This window comes from Streptomyces sp. NPDC037421, from assembly GCF_055602105.1.
On the sequence record NZ_JBVJWV010000023.1, the window covers coordinates 1 to 20,002 of the forward strand.

The window sequence follows — 20,002 nt, forward strand, 5'->3', positions numbered from 1 at the left end:
CCGCGGGGTCTGGTGCGGTGCATCGCAAGGCGGAGGAGCGCAGCTCGTACTCGGCCGTACTCGCGCGCTCCGACAACGCGGCGAGGTGCCGTGCCAGACCCCGCGGGCCCGCGAAGATCGCCCGGACAGGGCCTAGGAGGGCGTCCTCATCCTCCGGGCCCCGAGCAGCAGCCCGCCCCCGGCGGCGAGGGCGGCGACGGCCGCGCCGCCGTAGGCCCACTCCCGGGGGCCGGTGTGCGCGAGCGAGCCCGCCTCGGCCGGGTCCTGCGGCCCCTGCACCGAGAAGCGGTACCCGCCGGCCTCGCCGACCCACTCGCCGTCGTCGGCCTTGCGCTGGACCAGCGCGGCGTCGGCGACGACCTCGCCGAGCGGAGCGTCGGGGGCGAAGGCCAGCCGCACCTTGACGGTGGCCGAACCCCCGGCCGGGACGGAGAAGCCGGAGAACCGGCTCCCGCCGTCGAACACGGCGATGATCTCGTCGCGGTCCGAGCGCTCCAGGGTGACGGGGTAGGGGCCGCCGGGCGCTTCGAACTCCATCCGGAGGTGGGCGGGGCGCAGGGCCCGGGCGGCGTCGGTGAAGACGACCACGGGGTGGATGGCCGTGCAGGTGCCGCTCGTGGTGTTGGTCAGGTCCAGCAGCCAGCTCTGCGGCCCGGCACCGGCCCGGTAGACCGCCGGCCCGCCCCGGATCCGCGCCCCGATGGGGAACGCGGTGGCCTTGCCGTCGCCGCAGGTGGCGTGGGCGCGGGAGGGCAGCGCGGGGGCGGGGCGGGCACCGCCGCCGTTGCCGATGTCGGCGGTGGCGGCGGTGGGGGTGCCGAGGGCGAGCAGGAGGGCGGTGAGGGCAAGGGCGTCGCGGACGTTGCGCAGTCGCATGGAAGACCCTTTGCTGCTCGCCGGACGGAACCATGAACGGAACGATGATCGGACGAGGCGACAATCGCCCCGCCCCGTGCCCGCACCCTGCCACGACCCCCCGCCCCCGGGCCCGCACCCCACGCCCGAGCCCTGCCGGTTTACGCCCAAACGGCGGCCGGGGTCAAACGCACCCCGCCCCGCCGACGCCGACCCAGCCCCGCCGGCGTTTGAGGCGCGGGATTCGGGGCGGAGCCCCGAGGAACGGTGGAAGGGCGGGCAGGGGACCTCGCCCCGCGCAGCGGCCCACCCCGCCGCACCCCATTGACCCCGCCCACCGGCATCCCACCAGCCCCGCCCGGCCCCGCCCGGTCCCGCCCGGCCCCGCCCGGCCCCCGCACCCCCGGCCAGGGGAACGGCCCGCCCCCACCCCGCCCGGCCAGGGCAAGGGCAGAGGTCAGGTCCAGCCGAACACCCGGCCCCGGACCAGGGCCGCCGCGCCCTCCGCGACGCCGGCCGGGGAGCGCGTGACCGACGGGGGGTGCTCCAGCAGGACGCGGGACGCCAGCGCCGAGCGGACCCCGGCCACGAAGGGCTCCGGGTCCGCGTCCACCACCCGGCCACCGAGCAGGATCCTGTCCACGTCCAGCAGCGCGGCCAGGTTCGCCGCCCCCTCCCCCAGGATCCGCGCCGCCTCCGCCAGGTCTCCCCGGGCCACCGCCGCCAGGCAGAGCACCTCCAGGCAGCCGCGCCCCCCGCACCGGCACGGCGGGCCGTCCAGCCGGAGCACCTGGTGGCCGAACTCCCCCGCCGCCGAGCGCGCCCCCCGGTGCACCGCCCCGTCGAGCCGCAGCCCGGCCCCGAGTCCGGTGCCGACGTGGAGGTACACCGTGGTGCCCGAGCCGGGCCCGGCCGGAGCCCCCGCCGCGACCCCGGCGTTGGTGTCCTTGTCCAGCACCACGGGCAGCCCCAGCCGCCCCGCCAGTACCTCCCGCAACGGATACCCCGCCCAGTCCGGGAACCCCGTCACCCTCCCGAGCACCCCGCTGCGCCAGTCCAGCGGGCCCGGCGCGGCGGCGCCCACCCCGAGCAGCGGCGGCCCCGCCCCCGCCTCACCGGAAACCCGCGCGACCGCTCGTACGACGCAATCCACCACCGGTTCGGGGCCGGCCCCGAAGTCCAGCGGCCCGCTCCACCGCGCGAGCACGCCGCCCGCCAGGTCGACGCGGACCGCGCTCAGCTCGTCGCGGTCCAGGTGCACCCCGACTGCGTGCCGGGCCCCGGGCACCAGCCGCAGCAGGGTGCGCGGCTTGCCGCCGGTCGAGGCGCCGCGGCCGGCCTCGGCCACCAGCCCCTCCGCCGCGAGCCGGGCGGTGATCTTGCTGACGGCCTGCGGGGTGAGTCCCGTACGGGCGGCGAGTTCCGCGCGGCCCAGCCCGGGCGCGCCCGCGGCGCGCAGCAGGTCCAGCAGCAGCGCCTCGTTGTGCCCGCGCAGCGCCGGCAGGTTCACCCCGACACCGCGGCCGCCACCGCCCTCACCATCCCCGTTACCCCTGTTCACCAGCCCATTGTCCACCCTCCTTGCACTTACGCAACGCTGTTGCCAAAGTGGTCCCATGAACGCCTCCCCCTCCGCCTCCTCCCCGCTGCGCGTCGCACTCATCGGCTACGGACTCGCCGGCTCCGTCTTCCACGCCCCGCTGGTGTCCGCGACCGGGGGCCTCCTCCTCGACACCGTCGTCACCTCCGACCCCGGCCGGCAGGCCCAGGCGCGCGAGGCCTACCCCGACGTCCGCATCGCCGCCTCCGCCGACGAGCTGTGGCAGCGGCCGGACGCCCCCGACCTGGTCGTCGTCGCCTCCCCCAACAAGACCCACGTCCCCTTCGCCACCGCCGCCCTCACCGCCGGCATTCCCGTGGTCGTGGACAAGCCGCTGGCCGCCACCGCCGCCGAGGCGTACGGACTGGCCGCGCTCGCGGAGCGCACCGGGACCTTCCTCTCCGTCTTCCAGAACCGCCGCTGGGACAACGACTTCCTCACCCTGCGCCGCCTCCTCGCCGACGGCGAGCTCGGCGAGGTCCAGCGCTTCGAGTCCCGCTACGAGCGCTGGCGTCCGCAGCTCAAGGGCGGCTGGCGGGAGTCCGGAGCCCCGGAGGAGATCGGCGGCCTGCTGTACGACCTCGGCAGCCACGTCGTGGACCAGGCGCTGGTGCTCTTCGGTCCGGCGGTACGGGTCTACGCGGAGACCGACGTGCGCCGCCCGGGCGCCGAGGCCGACGACGACACGTTCATCGCGATCACGCATGCCAACGGCGTCCGCTCCCACCTCTACGTCAGCGCGACCGCGGCCCAGCTCGGCCCGCGGTTCCGCGTACTCGGCTCGCGCGCCGGCTACGTCAAGTACGGCCTGGACCCGCAGGAGGCCGCCCTGCGCGAGGGCCTGCGGCCGGGCGGCCCCGACGGGCAGCCCTGGGGCGAGGAGCCCGAGCACCTGTGGGGCCGGCTGGGCTCCGGCGAATCCCCGCTCACGGGCGGCGGCATCCCGGTGCCCACGGCCCCGGGCGACTACCCCGCGTACTACGCGGCGGTCGCGTCGGCCCTGCGTACGGGCGGCCCCGCGCCGGTCACCGCCGAGGAGGCGGCCCGCTGCCTGGCGGTACTGGAGGCGGCCCGCAGGTCCTCCCGCGAGGGGGTGGCGGTGGACGTGTGATCCGTCCGGCGTGACCGCACTTTGTCGGAAAATCGATGCATAGCGCACCGAATTGCGATCTATCCTGCACAGGCTGCCGATCATCACACGTGTGAAGAATGGAAACCCTGCCTGTGAAGCTGCCCCGGATCGCGTCCGTCGTGGCCACCGCCGCGATCGCCCCGGCTGTCCTGCTCTCCTCGCCCGCCTTCGCCGCTGATGCCGCGTCGGCGGCAGCCCCGTCGTCGCCGACCGCGCCCGACCAGGCCGCGAAGCCCGCGGAGACCCCGGCGACGACTCCGGCAACGACCCCGGCGAAGACCCCTGCCGAGGACCGGGCCGAGATCCAGGGGATCCTGAACGACCCGGCGAGCGGTCCCGGCGTACGGGAGGCCGCCGCGAAGGCGCTCAAGGGCGACGCCGCCGCCATGCGGCACTTCCTGACGGTCGAGCGGGCCGTGCAGCAGCACATCGACGACTACGTCCGGATCTCCCAGATCCACTACGCCGGCGGGAAGGCCGTCAAGGCCGCGGCCAAGGAGGCCCTGCTCAAGGACACCAAGGAAGCCTTCGACGCGTTCCTGAGGGAGGGCCAGCACGTGGCCCGCCTCGAGGACGACCGCGTCGAGATGCTGCGCATGCTCAACGGCGCCGGCAGGGGCATCACCCAGGCCGTCAACGACCTGCTGAGCAACGGCACGCGCGAGCAGATCCGCGAGTTCGTCGCCACCGGCCAGCACAAGATCCGCGCCGTGGACGACCGGGTCGCGCTGTTCTCGATGCTGAACGGCGCGGGACCGGGCCTGAAGGAGGGGATCATCAAACTCCTGGAGGGCAACGCGACCCCGGAGCAGCTGCGCGAGTTCGTCAAGACCGAGCAGCACGTGCTGCGCGACGACGACAACCAGGTCCTGATCTCGAAGATGGTCAACAACGCCGGCCCGGAGCTGAAGAAGGCCGCCCTCGCCGCGCTCAAGGGCACCCCCGAGGACCGCGCCGCGTTCCTGAAGACCGGCCAGCACGTGGCGCGGGCCAAGGACCAGGCCGCCGGCAACACCGGCGGCTCGGGCAACACGGGCAACACGGGCGGCACCACCGGCACCGGCACCGGCACCGGCAGCACCGGCGGGGTCCAGCCGGCCGTCGCCAAGGGCACGACCGGCAACGGCAACGTCACCCCGGCGGGCGGCTCCGGCTCCGGCCCGCTCGCCAGCACGGGCGCCGGCTCGGAGACGTGGATCGCCGGCACCGGCGCCGCCGCGCTCGCCGCCGGCGCCGGCCTGGTGTTCGCCAACCGCCGCCGCCGCGCCTCGGACGAGGGCTGACCGGAACCGCCACACGCACGGGGAGGGGCGGGCCGCCACCGGCAGCCCGCCCCTCCCCGCACTCACGCCCTACGCGCTCTTGAACTCCTGGCGCTGCCGGCCGAGCTTCTCGATCTCCAGCTCCACCACGTCACCGGCCCGCAGGTACGGCTTCGGCTCCGGCTGGCCCATGGCCACGCCGGCCGGGGTGCCGGTGACGATGACGTCACCCGGGTACAGGGTCATGAACTGGCTCAGGTACCGCACGACCTCGCCGACCGGGAAGATCTGGTCCGACGTGTTCCCGTCCTGCTTGAGCTCACCGTTGACCCACAGCTTGACCCCGAGCACCTGAGGGTCCGGGATCTCGTCGGCCGTGACCAGCCACGGACCGAGCGGGGTGAACGTCTCGCAGTTCTTGCCCTTGTCCCAGGTGCCGCCGCGCTCGATCTGGAACTCGCGCTCCGAGACGTCGTTGACCAGCGTGTAGCCGCCGACGTGCGCGAGGCCCTCCTCGGCGGAGCCCAGGTAGCGGGCGGTGCTGCCGATGACGACGCCGAGCTCGGCCTCCCAGTCGGTCTTCACGCTGCCGCGCGGGATGAGCACGGTGTCGTCGGGGCCGACCACGGTGTCCGCGGCCTTCAGGAACAGGATCGGCTCGGCCGGCGGCTCGGCACCGATCTCGGCCGCGTGCCCGAAGTAGTTCAGCCCGATGCCCACGACCTTGCCGATCCGGCCGACCGCGGAGCCGATCCGCAGCCCCTCGGCGTCCAGCACCGGCAGCTCGCCGCCCGCCGCGGCCTCCCGTACCCGGGACAGCACGGACTCGTCGGACAGCAGGGCGCCGTCCACATCCGTGATCAGGCCGGACAGGTCCCGCAGGGTCCCGTCCTGGTCGAGCAGCGCGGGGCGCTCCGACCCTACGGGTCCGACACGCAGCAGCTTCATGGGCATTCTCCCGTGGTCGTGGATGGTCGACCCATGGGCATGCCGGTGGAACGGGCATGGCACGGGCCGGCCGATGGGTTGCGGCCATCGGAGGATTGGTCGATCCTCCAAGATGTCCGACCAATCCGCAAGACCCTGTTCACAGACTGGAACGCGCTGCTCCGTCCTTGCGGTACTGGAGCCACGCCCGCTCCCCCACCGACCAGGCGGTGGTGGTCAGCAGGTAGAGCCCGGCGGCCAGCGGGACCACGGCCGCCGTGACCAGCGTCCCGAACGACAGCAGGGGCAGTACGCCGCCCAGCTTCCGCATCGCCGCCACCTGCTCGGCACTCAGCGCGGGCTGCGCACCCTTGCCCTTCCCAGCGGGCATGACAGGCGCCGGCGCGGCCGCGGCGGCACGCCGCCCCCGCACCGCACTCCAGGCGGCCACCACCGCGATCGCCGCGAACAGCCCGAGGAACACCAGCCCCTGCGCCCCGAACAGGCCGCCCTCCTCCAGCGCCCCCGTCCAGCGGGCGCCGAGCGGCGCGGCGAACAGCCGGTGCCCCAGCAGCTCACCGCCCGAGGAAAACGCCTGGTACATCAGGTAGAACACCGGCAGCTGCAACAGCATGGGCAGGCAGCCGGCAGCCGGGGTCGCCGCACGGAACGCGGCACGCCCCAGCGGGTGCAGCGCCAGCCGTACCAGAACGGTGAACAGCACGATCGCGGCAGCGGTCGCGGACTCGGCCAGCACCGGCTCCAGAAGCCGGCCCAGCTCGACAACAAGATCAGCGAAAACGGACACGCGGGCCCTCCAGGGGTCTCGTCGAACGTCGAAGGAAATGCGCTTCGGCGTGACGACCCGCGAGGGGCGACAACAGCGATGGATCAGCAGAAGGCAGGAGGCACTGCGCGCCCCTACGCGGCCGTCATGACCAGACGGCCGGGTGCCCTGGGCCGAGACCGGCCCGAGGCGTCGGGATCGCGCTGCGGCAGGAACGCCGTGCGCTGCTCGCGATCACGGATCGCGGTACGTATTCGGTGCGGCGGCACGGGCCGTACGAGGCACGCGGCCAGCACGGCGGCCCCGACGGCGACGGCAGCGGCCAGGACGACCACACCGGCGGCCAGCCCGGCCTCCCCGGACACCAGCCCGAGGAACCCGCCGAGCAGGAGCAGGGCGACGAGCAGCTGCGCCGCTCGCGAGGACGACAAGGCGGAGGACACGACGGAAGACCGCGCACGAACGAGCCGCTCGAACACCATCCCCACCCCCTCCTCGAATCCTCATCGAATGACGAACTCACGACCGATACTAACGGTCCGCACTGACAACGGTCTTGAGAGCCCCCCACACCACCAGCCGGTACTTGGAGGTGTACTCGGGCGTGCACGTGGTCAACGTGATGTACGACCCCACCACCTCGTACCCGTACCCGGGCTTCACCCCGCTCCGCGGCACCGGCGCGATGACCCCCACGTCCCCCGGGCTCGTCTCCGCCAGCACCTTCCCCACCACGTACACGTACCGCCGCCCCCGCACGTCGACGAACACCTCGTCCCCGTCCCGCAGCCGGTTCAGGTACCGGAACGGCTCCCCGTGCGTGTTCCGGTGCCCGGCGAGCGCGAAGTTCCCCTCCGCACCGGGCTGCGCGCTCCCCGGGTAGTGGCCGGCGTACCCCTTGTCCAGCACGGCCCGCTTGTCGACCCCCTCCGCGACGGGCACGGCGAGCCCGAGCCGCGGAATCCGCAGCACGGCGTACGCCTCGTCGCGCGCCGGGACCCGGGCCGCCGGCCCCTTCCCCGGATCGGGCTTCCCGGGCGAGGGCGACGCCACCCCACCCGTCCCCGGAGCACGCGATGCCGGAGGACCACTGGAACCCCCCTCGACAACCACCGGATCCCCACCCCCGCCCCCACCCACATCCCCACCGGAATCAGAACGGGCCCCGGAATCGGAACGGGCCCACCCCTCCTCCAATGCCTGGACCTGCTCCTGCGCGGCGGCCGCGGCCTGCCGGTTGGTCCACCACACCTGGTGCACGACCAGCAGCGCCACGACCACACCCAGCGTGGTGAGCGCCTCGGCCCCCACCCACAGCAACCGCGCGAAACCGGCCCGCCCCACCGGCCGGCCGCCCCCCTGCACCACCACCCGCACGCGATCCCGCACGCCGGGCACCCTAAGACCTCCCCCCGCAACTGACCAGCAGCAGTACCGTGTGAACCATGCGCCCCGACACGCCTGCCGAGCACATCGCCGAAGCCGAGCGCCTGATCCGCACGGCGACCCGCTACCCCGAGGACCAGGAGCCCTTGCTCCTCCAGGCCGCGGCCCACCTCGAACTGGCCGACTCCCGGGAGCGCGCGAGCGCCCTGTACGACCAACTCCTCTCCGCCTCCCCCGCCAACCCCCACCTGATCAAGGCCCGCCAGGCCGCGAACCTGTGGGAGTACGGCCACGAGGCCGAGGCCCGCGCCCTCATCTCGGGCATCCGCGCCGCAGCGCCCACGGACCCGGCCCCCTGGGAAGTCATCGCCGAAGCCCTGGAATCGCACGACGAACTGGAAGCCTCACACGAGTGCTTCACCGAGGCGGCGACCCTCCTCACCTCGGAGGACACCCCCCTCACCCACGCCACCACCGCACTCCTGACGGGCCGCCACCGCGTCCGCCGGCTCCTCGCCCTCCCCCACGACGACTGGGACATGGTCGCCGACACCCGCCACATCGGGCCGATCCCGCTGGACGAACTCCACGACCCGAAGCGCATCTGGGCCCTGGGCTCCAACGACCCGGCCGAACTCCGCGCCGAGATCGCCCGCCTGCGCGCCGAACTCGGCGACCGCCGCGCCGCCCTGTCCCGCCCCTTCCCGGTGGCGATCCTGCACTGGCCGGCGCGCGAACTGGCCGAACTCCTCACCTCGTACCCCACCCTCGCGGCGGAGTACCCCACCCGGGAGGCCCACCTCACGGCGGTGGAATCCTCCCTCCGCGCCCTGGCCGCCTCGGGCACCACGAACCTCGGCATCGTGACGGGCAGCGTCCCCTCGTACGAAGCCTTCGCGGCCTCGGAGAAAACCTCCCCGGCCTCCCCGGCCCTCCTCCCGGAATACGCCACCACCCTGGCCGCCCGAGGCAAAGCCACCCCCTGGCCCCCCACCCCCACGGCCCCCTGCTGGTGCACCTCGGGCAAGCCGTACGCGGAGTGCCACGGGGCGAACCTCTGACCTGAACCAGCCAACATTTGACCGGAAAATCCCCTCATAGGCCATCAGCACATCGTATTTCGGCAGCTACCGTCGGCCACCCTTGCTACAACCGACGTGCCGATGATCCATTTACGAGTGGGGGGTTCCGTGTCTTCAGATGTGCGCCCGAGTGGGCCGAAGCCAGTGATCGGCGTGCATGAAACGCTGATCACGACTGCGTTGGAAGAACAGCTCAAGGAGCTCATTGCCACTGGAGCCGTCGTGATAGACGGCCAAGTGAGCGTGGACTCATCGCAGCACGTTCTGACTCGGCACGTGGCCCACGCCGTCGGCGAGGTGTTGAAGAGGCTGCCCCCTGGTGAGCAGGTCCGCGCGGCGAATGAAATCCTCCACTCCCTGAGCGCCTACGAGGGCGCTCAGGAGTGGGTCGGCCCCATCGCCAACGGGCCACGTCAGCTGCTCGCCGTGACGGAGCCGGCAACGGTGGCGCCTTCTGGGGCTGCGGCTCCCCACGTCGTCCGCCCTTCAACCCCCTTCTCCGACACGGCGCTCATCACCAACTCCCCGGAGGACCCGAGCCTCGGAGCCGAGCTGCGCGCAGAGCTCGCCACGGCAGACCGGATCGACCTCCTGTGCGCCTTCGTGAAGTGGACAGGGCTTCGCATCCTCGAAAAGCCCTTGAAGGCGGCAGCCGCCCGCGGCGTCCCCATCCGCGTGATCACCACCACGTACATCGGGGCTACCGAGCGCCGCGCCCTGGACCGGCTGGTCCGGGAGTTCAACGCCGAAGTGAAGATCAACTACGAGCTACGGTCGACGCGCCTCCACGCCAAGGCTTGGCTCTTCCGCCGCCACTCACGCTTCGACACCGCCTACGTCGGCAGTTCGAACCTTTCCAAAGCGGCGCTGCTGGACGGCCTGGAATGGAACGTCCGCCTCTCCGGGATTGCAACCCCGGACGTGTTGCGCAAGTTCGAGGCCACTTTTGATGCGTACTGGAGTGAGCGCGCCTTCGAGTCGTACGACCCTGATCGCGACGCCCAGCGACTGGACGAAGCCCTGAAGATCGCAGGCAGCTCGGGTGGCATCAATGCCGCGCGGGCGATCAGCCTGTCCGGCCTGGAGGTACACCCGTTCCCGCACCAGCGCGACATGCTGGAGCGCCTTGAGGTGGAGCGTGCGGTGCACGACCGCCATCGCAATCTGCTGGTTGCCGCCACTGGCACCGGAAAGACCGTAATGGCGGCTCTCGATTTCAATAAGCTACAGCTCAAACTGGGCCGCAAGCTGCGCCTCCTTTTCGTCGCACACCGTAAGGAGATACTCGACCAGTCTCTCCGCACATATCAAAACATCCTCAATGACGCAGACTTCGGCGAGTTGTTGTACAGCGGTGAGATCCCAAAGGAATGGAACCACGTCTTTGCCAGTGTGCAGTCATTGAACGAGCGCATACTGGAACGACTCCCGGCCGCCCATTTCGACGTCATCGTCATCGACGAATTTCACCACGGCACCTCGCCCACCTATCGCAGGATCATCGAACACTTCAGGCCCCTCGAACTTCTGGGCCTGACGGCAACGCCGGAGCGGATGGACGGCCTCACCATCCAGGACGAGTTCTTCGATGGGCGGATCGCTGCGGAGATGAGGCTGTGGGAAGCCCTTGAGAACGATCTCCTCTGCCCCTTCCATTACTTCGGCATCAGCGACAACACCGACATGAGTGCCGTGGCATGGAAGCGCGGGGACTACGACGCCTCCGCCCTCAGCAGCGTGTTCACCGGCAACAACGAGCGAGCCCGGCTGGTCGTTCGGGCACTCCAGGAGAAGCACACAGCACCTGAGGCCATGCGCGCCCTCGGATTCTGCGTCTCCGTCGCCCACGCAGAGTTCATGGCTGACTTCTTCAACCAGGCCGGATTCCAGGCGGTCGCACTGTCGGGCGAGACTCCGCGCCCCCTTCGCAAGGCCGCACTCGATGACCTTCGAGCGGGGAAGCTGAACATCATCTTCTCCGTCGACCTCTTCAACGAGGGGCTCGACGTCCCCGATGTCGATACCTTGCTGCTGCTCCGCCCGACGTCCAGTGCCACCGTCTTCTTGCAGCAGTTGGGGCGAGGTTTGCGTCGCAGCGAGAACAAGCCGGTCTTGACGGTCCTCGACTTCATTGGTCAGCACCGCAAGGAGTTCCGCTTCGAGGAACAGTTCCGCGCGCTCACCAATTTGACCAGGAACCGACTGATCAGCAGCATCGAGCGAGACTTTCCGCAGTTGCCGTCCGGCTGCCAGATCCTCCTTGAGTCGAAGGCCAAGGAAAACATCCTTGCCAACATCCGCAACCAGATCAACGTCAACGTGAAACAGCTCGCCCGGGAAGTCGCCGCGTACGGCGAGGCAAATATCTCCGCCTATCTCAAGGAGAGCGGTCGGGAGATCAAGGAGATCTACCGAGGGAACGGGAACTCGTGGACGGGGTTGCTACGGAGGTCCGGACTCCTGACCACGCCGGCACCGGAGGGCGAGGACGCCCTACTCAAGCGCGTCCCTGCCTTCCTCCACGTAGACGATCAGGCTCGGGTACAGGCATACACCGCACTACTCGGGGACAACGCCCCCAAGTACGCGGCTCTCGATGAACTCGGGCAGGCCTACGCCCGCATGTTCTTCTTCTCCCTGTGGCCGCTCGGCACCAGCGTCTCCAGCTACCAGGAGGCGTTCGACTCCCTCCAATCCCAACAGGCCTTCCGCAGCGAGCTGCGTCAGGTACTGGCCCACGGCCTGGACCGGGCCGACCACATGCCGCTGCCCCTGATCGGCGATCATGCCTCGCTACCGCTGTCCGTCCACGCGTCGTACAGCCGCGAGGAGATCCTGCCGGCACTGGGCCAGTCGGTGATAGGCGGCTTCATGCCGGGGCACTTCCGAGAGGGCGTGAAGTGGTGCGAGAACATCCAGACCGACGCACTGCTGATCACCCTGGAAAAGGATGAGAAGGACTTCTCCCCGCAGACCCGGTACAAGGACTATGCGATGAACGAGGTCCTTTTCCACTGGGAGTCACAGAACCAGACCTCCGAAAGCTCCCCCACCGGCATTCGGTACCGGGAACACGTCAAGAACGGTTCACGCGTGCTGCTCTTCGTCCGGCGCTTCAAGAAGACGGACATCGGCGGTCCCCAGGCATGGATGCTGCTCGGGCCCGCCGACTACGTCCGCCACAACGGCAGCAAGCCGATGGCGATCGAGTGGAACCTCCACCACGAGATGCCGGCTGACGTGTGGTCGTACTCCGCCATCACCAACTAGTCACGTAGCGGTAGGGCCATCCCCCACCCCCGGGAAAAGAGTGAGCTGTTGGTGGCCGCGGGCCGTGGCCGTGGGTGGGGTGGGACGGGTGGCGCCCAGGGTCAGGAGGGTGTGGAGGGCCGCGATGACTTCCGTCGGGGTGTCGCGGATCATCGACGGGGTCGCGCTGACCACCAGGATCCCGTGGGCCTCCAGGCGCAGGCGCCGGCGGAGGGTGGCCTGCCAGGCGTCCCGCGTGTAGTGGTACTCCGCCGAGTCGACCTCCAGGGCCACGCCCTCGTCGGGCCAGTAGGCGTCCGGGCTGGCCAGGAAGGTGCCGTCCGGGGTGTAGAGGCGGGCGTTCCACAGCGGGGTCGGGAGGTCGGTGCCGGTGAGGACGTCGCGGGCCCGGGCCTCGGCCACCGAGCGGACCCCGGCCAGGAGTTCCGCCGCCGCGGCGCGGACGGCGGGGCGGGCCAGGAGGCGGGAGGCACGGAGTTCGGCGTGCAGGTCGTGCGGGTGGCACCAGCCGGCCTGGACGACCTGGGCCAGGACCGAACGGACCCGGTCGGGGTGCGCCTCGGGTCCCGGGCGGGCGGCGAAGTCGGCGGCGGCGCGGACCGGGCGGGCGCTGGGGACGCCCGCGACCGTGATGGTGCGCGGCCAGCGGGAGGTGGTCAGGGGCCGGACCTCCGGGGTGCCGGTGAGCCGGCGCGGGGCGCGGATCAGTACGTCGGCCGGGGCGGGCGGGGTGTCGCGGATGCCGAGGAGGGAGAGGGCCGCGGCGCCGGTGAGGGCGGCGGTCTCGCCGGAGAGCGGGTCCCCGGCCGGTTCGGCGGCGTACAGGACTGCGGCCAGGGCGCGTTGGCGGTGGTCGGGCGGGCCCGTCTGGAGGAGGTAGACGCGGGGCAGCAGGCGTTGCCAGGGGCCGCCGGGGCGGGTGCGGGAGGTGACGGTGCCGTCGGGGACCCCGGCGGTGGCGGTGAGCTGGCGGCGGGTGGCGAGGCCGAGCTGGCGGCGGGCCACTTTGACGTTTCCGGGAGCGATCATGGCCCGGTCATGCCCGCTGCGCATCCGGTCTAGCCGGGGCGGCCAGGGTGGTTCGGGGACAGGAAGACGACGACGCCCGTCTGGGTGCCGGGAAGCGCCGGTACCTCGTGCCAGCCCAGACGGCGGTACGTGGCCACCGTGTCCGTGGCCAGCCGCGAGGTCAGCAGCCAGGCCCGCCGCTGCGGGGCGTCCTCGGTGATCTCCGCGAGCAGGGCCCGGCCGGTGCCGTGGCCGCGCGCGTAGGCCCGTACGGCGAGCTCGTCGACCTCCAGCGCCCCGACGAGCAGCTCCCGCACCCGGCCGGGTCCGAGCTGGGCGGCGACCTGGGGGTACGCACGGTGCTGCGGGAAGGGGTTCGGCGTCAGCCAGCCGGTGGCGAACCCGTCGACGCCGGCCTCGGACTGCGCGAAGGCCATACGGAACCCCGGGCGCCGGACGTCCGTCTGGAGGCGGGTGGAGAACTGACGAATGGTTTCTTCGCATTCGTTCCAGGGCGCGGCGGAGAAGACGTCGGCGTAGGCGTCGACCAGTTCGTCCTGGAGGTCCAGGACGGTGCGTCCATAGGAGATCACTGTGTCGACTCCTGGGGTGATTGGGGCTGATTCCTGCTGGAAGACCGAATTTACGCCCAACAGGTTCCCGCACCCGGTGATGCGCAGAAGCGGCGAGTGTGCGACAAATCGCCTCCGCGTCGTCCGTGTCGCGGACCGGGGTGGGGCGTTGAGCAACCCGTGAACACGGACAGACTGCTGCTGGCGGCGGGACGGTGCGCGCTCGCCTTCCTCCTCGTCCTCGGGGTCGTCGCGCTGTTGCCGCGCACCGTGCGGGAGGCGGTGCCGGACGCCGTGGTGGGCGGGGCGGTGCTCGTGCTCGGGGCGGTGGGGGTCCGGCGGGCGTCGAGACGCCCGCGTTAGGTTTGACGGAGTGGCTGCGGTCCCGGCGCCGGCGCCGGCCGTGTGCAGAGCAGTTCATCGGAAGACACGACGTGTGAGGGAGTTCGAGATGGCTCGGGTACCGAGTTCCGCGGTGGCGGCGGCAGGGCTGGTCGGCGGTTACGCCGTGGCCCGCTGGACCAAGAAGCGGCCGCTGGGCGGTGTCGTCCTCGGCGCCGCCGGGCTCGTGGCCGGCCGGGAGTGGCACAAGCGCGGCGGGGTGCCCGCGGCGGCCGGGCTGGGAGCGCTGTACCTCGCCGGCTTCGCGGGGGCGCATCCGCTGGCGAAGAAGGTCGGGGCGTGGCCGGCCGTTGTCGGGGCCGCCGGTGTCGTCGCCGCGACGGCCTGGGCCGTGGCCGACCGGGGCTGACCAGTCCCGCCGGGGGGTGTCCCGTCCCCCTGGCCGGGGCCGTTCCCCTGGCCGGGGTTGCGGGTGGGCCGCTGCGCGGGGCTGTTCCCCTACCCGCCCTTCCACCGTTCCCCGGGCGCTGCCCGGACCCGCGCTTCAAGCGCCGGCGGGGCTGAAAGACCCTGGGGGCTCCGCCCCCGGACCCTCCCCCGGCTACCGCTGGATGGTGCCGCAGGGGTGGGTGGGGCGCCTGGAACGCCGGCGGGGCTGGACGGTGCTGCGGGGGTGGGCGGGGCGCCCACGTGCCTGCGAGGCCGGAAGGGCCGCCGGACGCCGAACCGGGAGAAGCGTGTAGCGATCTGGCGCGCCCATCGGCTTCCCGCGCCGGTCTGTTGGTCCTCTGGTGCAGGTATCAGCCCCAGACGGGCCGGGGACGCCCCCTACCCCCCCAACGCCCGTGACACCGTATAGATCAGCAGCCCCGCCAGCGCGCCCACCACGGTGCCGTTGATGCGGATGAACTGGAGGTCGCGGCCGATGTGGGCCTCGATCTTGCGGGAGGTGTGTTCGGCGTCCCAGGCCGCCACCGTGTCCGTGATCAGCGAGGTGATCTCCCTCCGGTACGTGGTGACCACGTACACCACCGCGCCCTCGATCCAGCCCTCCACCTTCCCCTGCAGCCGCCCGTCCGTCGCCAGGCGCGCGCCCAGGGACATCAGGGACGCGCGGACCCTCAGCCGCAGCTCGCTCTGCTCGTCCTCCGCCGCCGAGATGATCATCGTGCGGATCGCGGACCACGCCGAGGCGATCACGTCCTGGATCTCGTCCCGCGCCAGGATCTCGGACTTCAGCCGCTCCACCCGCGCCCGCGTCTCCGTGTCCGACTGGAGGTCCGCCGCGAAGTCGCGCAGGAAGCGGTCCACCGCCCCGCGCGCCGGGTGGCCCGGCATGTCGCGCATCTCCGTGACGAAGCGCAGCAGCTCCTTGTACACCCGGTCGCCGATCTTGCGGTCGACGAAGCGCGGGGTCCAGCCGGGGGCTCCGCCCTGGACCGCGTCCATGACGGAGTCCCCGTGGGTGACCAGCCAGTCGTGGGCCTTCGCGCACACCAGGTCCACGGCCCGGTGGTGCCCCCCGTCGGCGACGACCCGTTCCAGGGTCTTGCCGATGCCCGGGGCGATCTCCGCCGCCTCCGCCCGCCGCGTGATCGCCTCGCCCACCACGGCCTGTACGTCGGAGTCCCGCAGCACGGTCAGGGCTCCGCGCAGCGCGGTGGCCAGCTCCGCCGTGACCCGGTCGGCGTGTGCGGGCTCGGCCAGCCAGGCGCCGAGCCGGCCGCCGATGCCGAGGGAGTGAAGCCGTGCGCGCACCACGTCCGCCGACAGGAAGTTCTCGCCGACGAACTCGCCCAGGGTGACGCCCAGCTGGTCCTTCTTGGTGGGGATGATCGCGGTGTGCGGGATGGGCAGGCCCAGTGGCCGCCGGAAGAGGGCCGTCACCGCGAACCAGTCCGCGAGCGCGCCCACCATGCCCGCCTCGGCCGCAGCGGCGACGTACCCGGCCCAGGCACCGGCGCCCCAGGCGTTCTGCGCGCACTTGGCCAGTACGTAGACCAGCGCGACCAGGATCAGCAGCCCCGTCGCGGTCGCCTTCATCCGGCGGACACCGCGCTGCCGCTCCTCGTCCGCCGCGTTGAAGACGAACGCGCCCCGTGGCGGGGCCGACGGGCCCCTCGTACGCTCACCCGTGCTGCTGTTCACGTGCCGCTCCTGCCCTTCCCCCATGGCCGGTTTTGTCTGCATAGCATCCGACTCCCGGGAGGTCCGGGGAGTTCCCGGCGCGCCGCCGGAGGAGCTGTGGCTGCTCCGCTAGAGCTCCTTGCGGGTCGTATCCCCGCCCAGCCCGTCCGGCCCCTTGGGCCCCTTGGGCCCCTTCGGCTGCTTGACCTTGACCGCGACCCCGCCCCAGAAGGCGAGGCCGTTGACGACGACGCGCGGGGCGCCCGGCTCCGGCCGGTTGTCCTGGGACTCGCCCTGGTCGAAGGCGCCCATGATGCCGATGCCTCGTACGTCGACCTCGACGCCCGGCGGGACGGTGATCTCGATGCCGCCCATGACGGCCACGCAGGTGATGACGACCTCGCGCTCCGCGAAGTCCGCCTCGCGCAGGTCCAGCTCGCCGCCGCCCCAGATCGCCACGGCGTTGAAGCGTCCGGGCACGGTCCATCGGCCCTTGCGCTGGAAGCCCGACATGACGGCGACGGCCGTGGCGGAGGTCCCCGTACCGCCGATCCGGTCCGGCCAGGACGAGGACGGGGAGGAGGCGGGGGAAGGGGGAACGGCAGACGGACCGGACCCGGCCGCCGGCAGGTCGCGGGTCAGCGGTTCGAGTTCCGCGTACGTACGGGACTTGTACGCCGCCTCCAGCCGTTCCTCGAACTCCTCCATGTCGAGCCGGCCCTCGGCGACGGCGTCCCGCAGCCGGTCCACCACCCTTTCGCGGTCGGCGTCCGACGCCCTCAGCGCGGGCGGATCGGCCTCCTCCAAAGAGCTCTTCTCCAGCGGAGCCTTCTCCAAAGAGCTCTTCTCCAGCGAGGTCTTCTCCGGCAACGGCTTCTCCGGCCGCTCGTCACTCATACGGCCCACCCTATGCAGAGACCCGACGCCCCACCCCGGGGCGAACCCTGATTTCCCCCTACCTCAAACCCCCACCCCCTCACCCCCGCCCCGCGTACATCCGCGCGATCACGTCCTCGATGTCCGGATCCCGCACCGACAGGTCCAGCAGCGGGTACCGGGCCGCCACCGCCGCCACCAGCGGCGCCGCCGACTCCCCCGCCGGGAACGCCAGCCACTGCCGCGGCCCTTCCACCCTCACCACCCGGGCCCCCTCCACCTCCACCGGCGGGAGCTCCCGTTCCAGGTCGACCACCAGCGTCCGCTCGCTGCCCTCCCCCAGGGCGTGCAGTCCGCCGAGCGCCCCGTCGTACATCAGCCGGCCGTGGTCGATCACCATCACCCGCTCGCACAACTGCTCGATGTCCTGGAGGTCGTGGGTGGTGAGCAGCACCGTGGTCCCCAGCTCCTCGTTCAACTGCCGCAGGAAGCCCCGTACCTTCGCCTTGCTCACCACGTCCAGCCCGATCGTCGGCTCGTCCAGGTAGAGCACCTCCGGATCGTGCAGCAGCGCCGCCGCGATGTCCCCGCGCATCCGCTGCCCCAGCGACAGCTGCCGTACCGGTACGTCGAGCAGCTCGCCCAGGTCCAGCCGCTCGACGCACCTCTCCAGGTTCTCCGCGAAGCGCGCCGGCGGGATCCGGTACATCCGGCGCATCAGCCCGTACGAGTCCTTCAGCGGCAGGTCCCACCACAGCGTCGTGCGCTGCCCGAACACCACCCCGATCCGGTGCGCGAGCCGCATCCGCTCCCGTGCCGGGTCGATGCCCGCGACGCGCAGCCGGCCGCCGCTCGGGGTGAGGATCCCGGTCAGCATCTTGATGGTGGTGGACTTGCCGGCCCCGTTGGGCCCGATGTAGCCGACGACCTCCCCGCGCGCGATCTCGAAGCCGATCCCGTCCACGGCCCGCACCTGCCGTTTCTCCCGGCGCATCAGCCCCGTCCGACGGCGCACGTCGAAGACCTTCTCCACCTGCTCCAGCGAAATGAGCGCATCCCCGGACACGGCTGCCACGACCAGCTCCCCTAACTCCCCGTACTCCGGTACGAACGCACACCCGCACGCCACGCCAGCGACGCGGGCAGGAACACCGCGAAGGCCACCAGCGGGCTCAGGAACGCCACCCACCCCGGCAGCCCCAGCGGATCGGGCCGGCCCAGCACGTACAGCGCGGGCAGCCAGTTGACGAAGGCCAGCGGGACCACGAACGTCGCCCCGCGCAGCAGCTCCTTCGCGAACACCGTCGGCGGGTACTGGAGCATGGTGCAGCCCCCGTACGTGAAGGAGTTCTGCACCTCCGCCGCGTCCCCGGCGAGGAACTGGAAGGCCGCTCCGGCCACCAGCACCCCGCCGAAGATGCCCGCCCCGGCCACCACCATGACCGGCACCAGCAGCACCTTCGCCGGGGTCCAGTGCACGTCCAGCACCGAGACGGCCCAGCCCAGCACCCCCAGCCCCTGCACGATCCGCCCCAGCCGGCGCAGCGCGAACCGGTCCGCGGCGACCTGGGCGAGCAGCGGGACGGGGCGCACGAGCATGGTGTCGAGGGAGCCGTCGCGGATCCGGGCGCCGACCCGGTCGGTGTTGCCGAGGAGCAGGTCCGCCAGGCCCAGGGAGGCCGAGCAGGCCCCGTACAGCAGCGCGATCTCGGGCAGGGTGAAGCCGCCCAGCGCGTCCACGTGGGAGAACATGACGCTGATCGCGACGAAGTCGAGGGCCGTGATCGCCGCGTTCCCGAAGGTGGCCAGCAGGAACGACATCCGGTACGTCATGGTCGAGCGGATCCACATCCCGGCGATCAGCCCGTAGCCGCGCAGCCCCTCGCGGAGCCGGCCGCCGGGCCGTGTCCCCTCGTACGGCAGCCCGCGCCCGGGCGTCCGCGTACGGCGGTCCACCGTCGCCTCAGCCACCCTGGACCACCACCTTCCGCGTCGCCGCCGACTGGACCAGCCGCCCCGCGCCCAGCAGGGCCAGCGCCCACGCGGCCTGGAAGCCCAGCGCCCGTACGGCTCCCCCGGCCCCGGTGTGGGTGCCGAGCAGCACGTCCAGCGGGACCTGGAGCATCGCGGCCCACGGCAGCAGCCGCACCAGCTCGCCGAAGCCGCCCGGGAAGACGGTCAGCGGCAGCAGCATCCCGGAGCAGAAGACGGTCACGACGGTGGCCATCAGGTTGACGCCCGCGCCGTCCAGCAGCCAGAACGCCGCCAGCCCCAGCAGGTACCGCACCCCGAACCCGACCACCAGCCCGAGGCAGACCGACACCAGGAACAGCAGCCAGCGCAGCGGATCGGACGGCAGCGCGAGGGTGAAGGCGCACGCCCCGGCCAGCAGGGGCAGCACCCCGCGCCCCAGCAGCTGGAAGCCGGCCCGGCCGAGGTCGGCCGCGAGCCACCACGCCTGGAGGTCGGCCGGGCGGTACAGGTCGACGGCGATGTCACCCGTACGGATGCGCTCCTGGAGCTCCTCCTGGAAGCCGCCGCCGATGAGCGAGCCGGCGGCCAGCAGGGACTGGCTGACCCAGACGAAGGTGAGGGCCTGGGCCTGGTCGTAGCCGCCGAGGTGGGGGCGCTCGTCCCACAGGGCGACGTACGTGTACGCGACGATGAAGCCGAAGACGGTGTTGGTGAACACCCCCGCGGCCGTCGCCGTCCCGTACGTGGCGTAGCGCCGGAACCCGCCGGCCGCGACGGCCATGTACAGACGCACCGTATCCCT

The 20,002-nt window shown here is 72.1% G+C and carries 19 protein-coding genes; 6 read left to right on the forward strand and 13 right to left on the reverse strand.

What is annotated here, in order from left to right:
• Nucleotides 1-132: 132 nt before the first annotated feature.
• Together ACZ7IF_RS27230 and ACZ7IF_RS27235 are read right to left on the reverse strand one after the other, a co-directional pair.
• On the reverse strand, nucleotides 133-876 hold the full coding sequence (locus ACZ7IF_RS27230; RefSeq protein WP_470976316.1) for a hypothetical protein: 744 nt from the start codon (nucleotides 874-876) through the stop codon (nucleotides 133-135).
• A 436-nt stretch (nucleotides 877-1,312) separates the two neighbouring features.
• Nucleotides 1,313-2,416, reverse strand: coding sequence for an ROK family transcriptional regulator (locus ACZ7IF_RS27235; RefSeq protein ID WP_470976319.1), 1,104 nt, complete (start codon nucleotides 2,414-2,416; stop codon nucleotides 1,313-1,315).
• Nucleotides 2,417-2,471: 55 nt separating this feature from the next.
• Between ACZ7IF_RS27235 and ACZ7IF_RS27240 the strand changes: the two genes are divergently transcribed.
• Together ACZ7IF_RS27240 and ACZ7IF_RS27245 are read left to right on the forward strand one after the other, a co-directional pair.
• Complete coding sequence (locus tag ACZ7IF_RS27240; protein ID WP_470976321.1) at nucleotides 2,472-3,566, forward strand: Gfo/Idh/MocA family oxidoreductase; 1,095 nt, start codon at nucleotides 2,472-2,474, stop codon at nucleotides 3,564-3,566.
• A 98-nt stretch (nucleotides 3,567-3,664) separates the two neighbouring features.
• A complete protein-coding gene (locus ACZ7IF_RS27245) occupies nucleotides 3,665-4,870 on the forward strand; it encodes an ALF repeat-containing protein (RefSeq protein WP_470976324.1) in 1,206 nt (401 codons plus the stop codon).
• A 69-nt stretch (nucleotides 4,871-4,939) separates the two neighbouring features.
• Here the strand turns inward: ACZ7IF_RS27245 and ACZ7IF_RS27250 are convergent, their stop codons facing one another.
• The 4 genes from ACZ7IF_RS27250 to ACZ7IF_RS27265 all read right to left on the reverse strand — a co-directional run bounded on the left by ACZ7IF_RS27250 (nucleotide 4,940) and on the right by ACZ7IF_RS27265 (nucleotide 7,961).
• Nucleotides 4,940-5,797 (reverse strand): fumarylacetoacetate hydrolase family protein, encoded by an 858-nt coding sequence (locus tag ACZ7IF_RS27250; protein WP_470976326.1) that lies wholly within the window; start codon nucleotides 5,795-5,797, stop codon nucleotides 4,940-4,942.
• A gap of 139 nt (nucleotides 5,798-5,936) precedes the next feature.
• Nucleotides 5,937-6,584: a YidC/Oxa1 family membrane protein insertase gene (locus tag ACZ7IF_RS27255; RefSeq protein ID WP_470976328.1), complete on the reverse strand. Its 648-nt coding sequence runs from the start codon at nucleotides 6,582-6,584 to the stop codon at nucleotides 5,937-5,939.
• Nucleotides 6,585-6,697: 113 nt separating this feature from the next.
• The gene (locus ACZ7IF_RS27260) at nucleotides 6,698-7,006 is read right to left on the reverse strand and encodes a DUF6412 domain-containing protein (protein WP_470976331.1); all 309 of its coding nucleotides are present in this window, start codon (nucleotides 7,004-7,006) and stop codon (nucleotides 6,698-6,700) included.
• 88 nt (nucleotides 7,007-7,094) lie between these two features.
• Nucleotides 7,095-7,961 carry a class E sortase gene (locus ACZ7IF_RS27265; protein WP_470976333.1) on the reverse strand — a complete coding sequence of 289 codons (867 nt, stop codon included), beginning with the start codon at nucleotides 7,959-7,961 and terminating at the stop codon, nucleotides 7,095-7,097.
• A 47-nt stretch (nucleotides 7,962-8,008) separates the two neighbouring features.
• On the opposite strand from ACZ7IF_RS27265, the gene ACZ7IF_RS27270 reads away from it, so the two are divergent.
• Both ACZ7IF_RS27270 and ACZ7IF_RS27275 read left to right on the forward strand, forming a co-directional pair.
• The gene (locus ACZ7IF_RS27270; RefSeq protein ID WP_470976336.1) at nucleotides 8,009-9,010 is read left to right on the forward strand and encodes an SEC-C domain-containing protein; all 1,002 of its coding nucleotides are present in this window, start codon (nucleotides 8,009-8,011) and stop codon (nucleotides 9,008-9,010) included.
• Between the two features lie 129 nt (nucleotides 9,011-9,139).
• Nucleotides 9,140-12,301 carry a DEAD/DEAH box helicase gene (locus ACZ7IF_RS27275; protein ID WP_470976338.1) on the forward strand — a complete coding sequence of 1,054 codons (3,162 nt, stop codon included), beginning with the start codon at nucleotides 9,140-9,142 and terminating at the stop codon, nucleotides 12,299-12,301.
• Here the strand turns inward: ACZ7IF_RS27275 and ACZ7IF_RS27280 are convergent, their stop codons facing one another.
• Both ACZ7IF_RS27280 and ACZ7IF_RS27285 read right to left on the reverse strand, forming a co-directional pair.
• A complete protein-coding gene (locus tag ACZ7IF_RS27280) occupies nucleotides 12,302-13,330 on the reverse strand; it encodes a hypothetical protein (protein ID WP_470976340.1) in 1,029 nt (342 codons plus the stop codon).
• A gap of 29 nt (nucleotides 13,331-13,359) precedes the next feature.
• Nucleotides 13,360-13,902 (reverse strand): GNAT family N-acetyltransferase, encoded by a 543-nt coding sequence (locus ACZ7IF_RS27285; protein WP_470976343.1) that lies wholly within the window; start codon nucleotides 13,900-13,902, stop codon nucleotides 13,360-13,362.
• A gap of 159 nt (nucleotides 13,903-14,061) precedes the next feature.
• On the opposite strand from ACZ7IF_RS27285, the gene ACZ7IF_RS27290 reads away from it, so the two are divergent.
• Nucleotides 14,062-14,244 carry a hypothetical protein gene (locus tag ACZ7IF_RS27290; protein ID WP_470976346.1) on the forward strand — a complete coding sequence of 61 codons (183 nt, stop codon included), beginning with the start codon at nucleotides 14,062-14,064 and terminating at the stop codon, nucleotides 14,242-14,244.
• An 88-nt stretch (nucleotides 14,245-14,332) separates the two neighbouring features.
• Nucleotides 14,333-14,632: a hypothetical protein gene (locus ACZ7IF_RS27295; protein ID WP_470976349.1), complete on the forward strand. Its 300-nt coding sequence runs from the start codon at nucleotides 14,333-14,335 to the stop codon at nucleotides 14,630-14,632.
• Between the two features lie 419 nt (nucleotides 14,633-15,051).
• On the opposite strand, the gene ACZ7IF_RS27300 is transcribed toward ACZ7IF_RS27295, so the two are convergent.
• From ACZ7IF_RS27300 to ACZ7IF_RS27320, 5 genes are all read right to left on the reverse strand, one after another.
• The gene (locus ACZ7IF_RS27300; RefSeq protein ID WP_470976352.1) at nucleotides 15,052-16,395 is read right to left on the reverse strand and encodes a DUF445 domain-containing protein; all 1,344 of its coding nucleotides are present in this window, start codon (nucleotides 16,393-16,395) and stop codon (nucleotides 15,052-15,054) included.
• An 84-nt stretch (nucleotides 16,396-16,479) separates the two neighbouring features.
• Nucleotides 16,480-17,247, reverse strand: coding sequence for a DUF1707 SHOCT-like domain-containing protein (locus tag ACZ7IF_RS27305; protein WP_470976355.1), 768 nt, complete (start codon nucleotides 17,245-17,247; stop codon nucleotides 16,480-16,482).
• Between the two features lie 79 nt (nucleotides 17,248-17,326).
• Nucleotides 17,327-18,301, reverse strand: coding sequence for an ABC transporter ATP-binding protein (locus ACZ7IF_RS27310; protein ID WP_470976358.1), 975 nt, complete (start codon nucleotides 18,299-18,301; stop codon nucleotides 17,327-17,329).
• A gap of 11 nt (nucleotides 18,302-18,312) precedes the next feature.
• On the reverse strand, nucleotides 18,313-19,149 hold the full coding sequence (locus tag ACZ7IF_RS27315) for an ABC transporter permease (protein WP_470976583.1): 837 nt from the start codon (nucleotides 19,147-19,149) through the stop codon (nucleotides 18,313-18,315).
• Between the two features lie 40 nt (nucleotides 19,150-19,189).
• Nucleotides 19,190-19,981, reverse strand: a complete 792-nt coding sequence (locus ACZ7IF_RS27320) for an ABC transporter permease (RefSeq protein WP_470976586.1) — start codon at nucleotides 19,979-19,981, stop codon at nucleotides 19,190-19,192.
• Nucleotides 19,982-20,002: the final 21 nt, after the last annotated feature.

Excerpts from the sequence above, each read along its gene's own strand:
- ACZ7IF_RS27270 (WP_470976336.1), top strand. The coding sequence starts at position 8,009 with ATGCGCCCCGACACGCCTGCCGAGCACATCGCCGAAGCCGAGCGCCTG.
- ACZ7IF_RS27280 (WP_470976340.1), bottom strand. The coding sequence starts at position 13,330 with ATGATCGCTCCCGGAAACGTCAAAGTGGCCCGCCGCCAGCTCGGCCTC.
- ACZ7IF_RS27230 (WP_470976316.1), bottom strand. The coding sequence starts at position 876 with ATGCGACTGCGCAACGTCCGCGACGCCCTTGCCCTCACCGCCCTCCTG.
- ACZ7IF_RS27245 (WP_470976324.1), top strand. The coding sequence starts at position 3,665 with ATGGAAACCCTGCCTGTGAAGCTGCCCCGGATCGCGTCCGTCGTGGCC.
- ACZ7IF_RS27240 (WP_470976321.1), top strand. The coding sequence starts at position 2,472 with ATGAACGCCTCCCCCTCCGCCTCCTCCCCGCTGCGCGTCGCACTCATC.
- ACZ7IF_RS27300 (WP_470976352.1), bottom strand. The coding sequence starts at position 16,395 with ATGGGGGAAGGGCAGGAGCGGCACGTGAACAGCAGCACGGGTGAGCGT.
- ACZ7IF_RS27305 (WP_470976355.1), bottom strand. The coding sequence starts at position 17,247 with ATGAGTGACGAGCGGCCGGAGAAGCCGTTGCCGGAGAAGACCTCGCTG.
- ACZ7IF_RS27320 (WP_470976586.1), bottom strand. The coding sequence starts at position 19,981 with ATGGCCGTCGCGGCCGGCGGGTTCCGGCGCTACGCCACGTACGGGACG.
- ACZ7IF_RS27250 (WP_470976326.1), bottom strand. The coding sequence starts at position 5,797 with ATGAAGCTGCTGCGTGTCGGACCCGTAGGGTCGGAGCGCCCCGCGCTG.
- ACZ7IF_RS27295 (WP_470976349.1), top strand. The coding sequence starts at position 14,333 with ATGGCTCGGGTACCGAGTTCCGCGGTGGCGGCGGCAGGGCTGGTCGGC.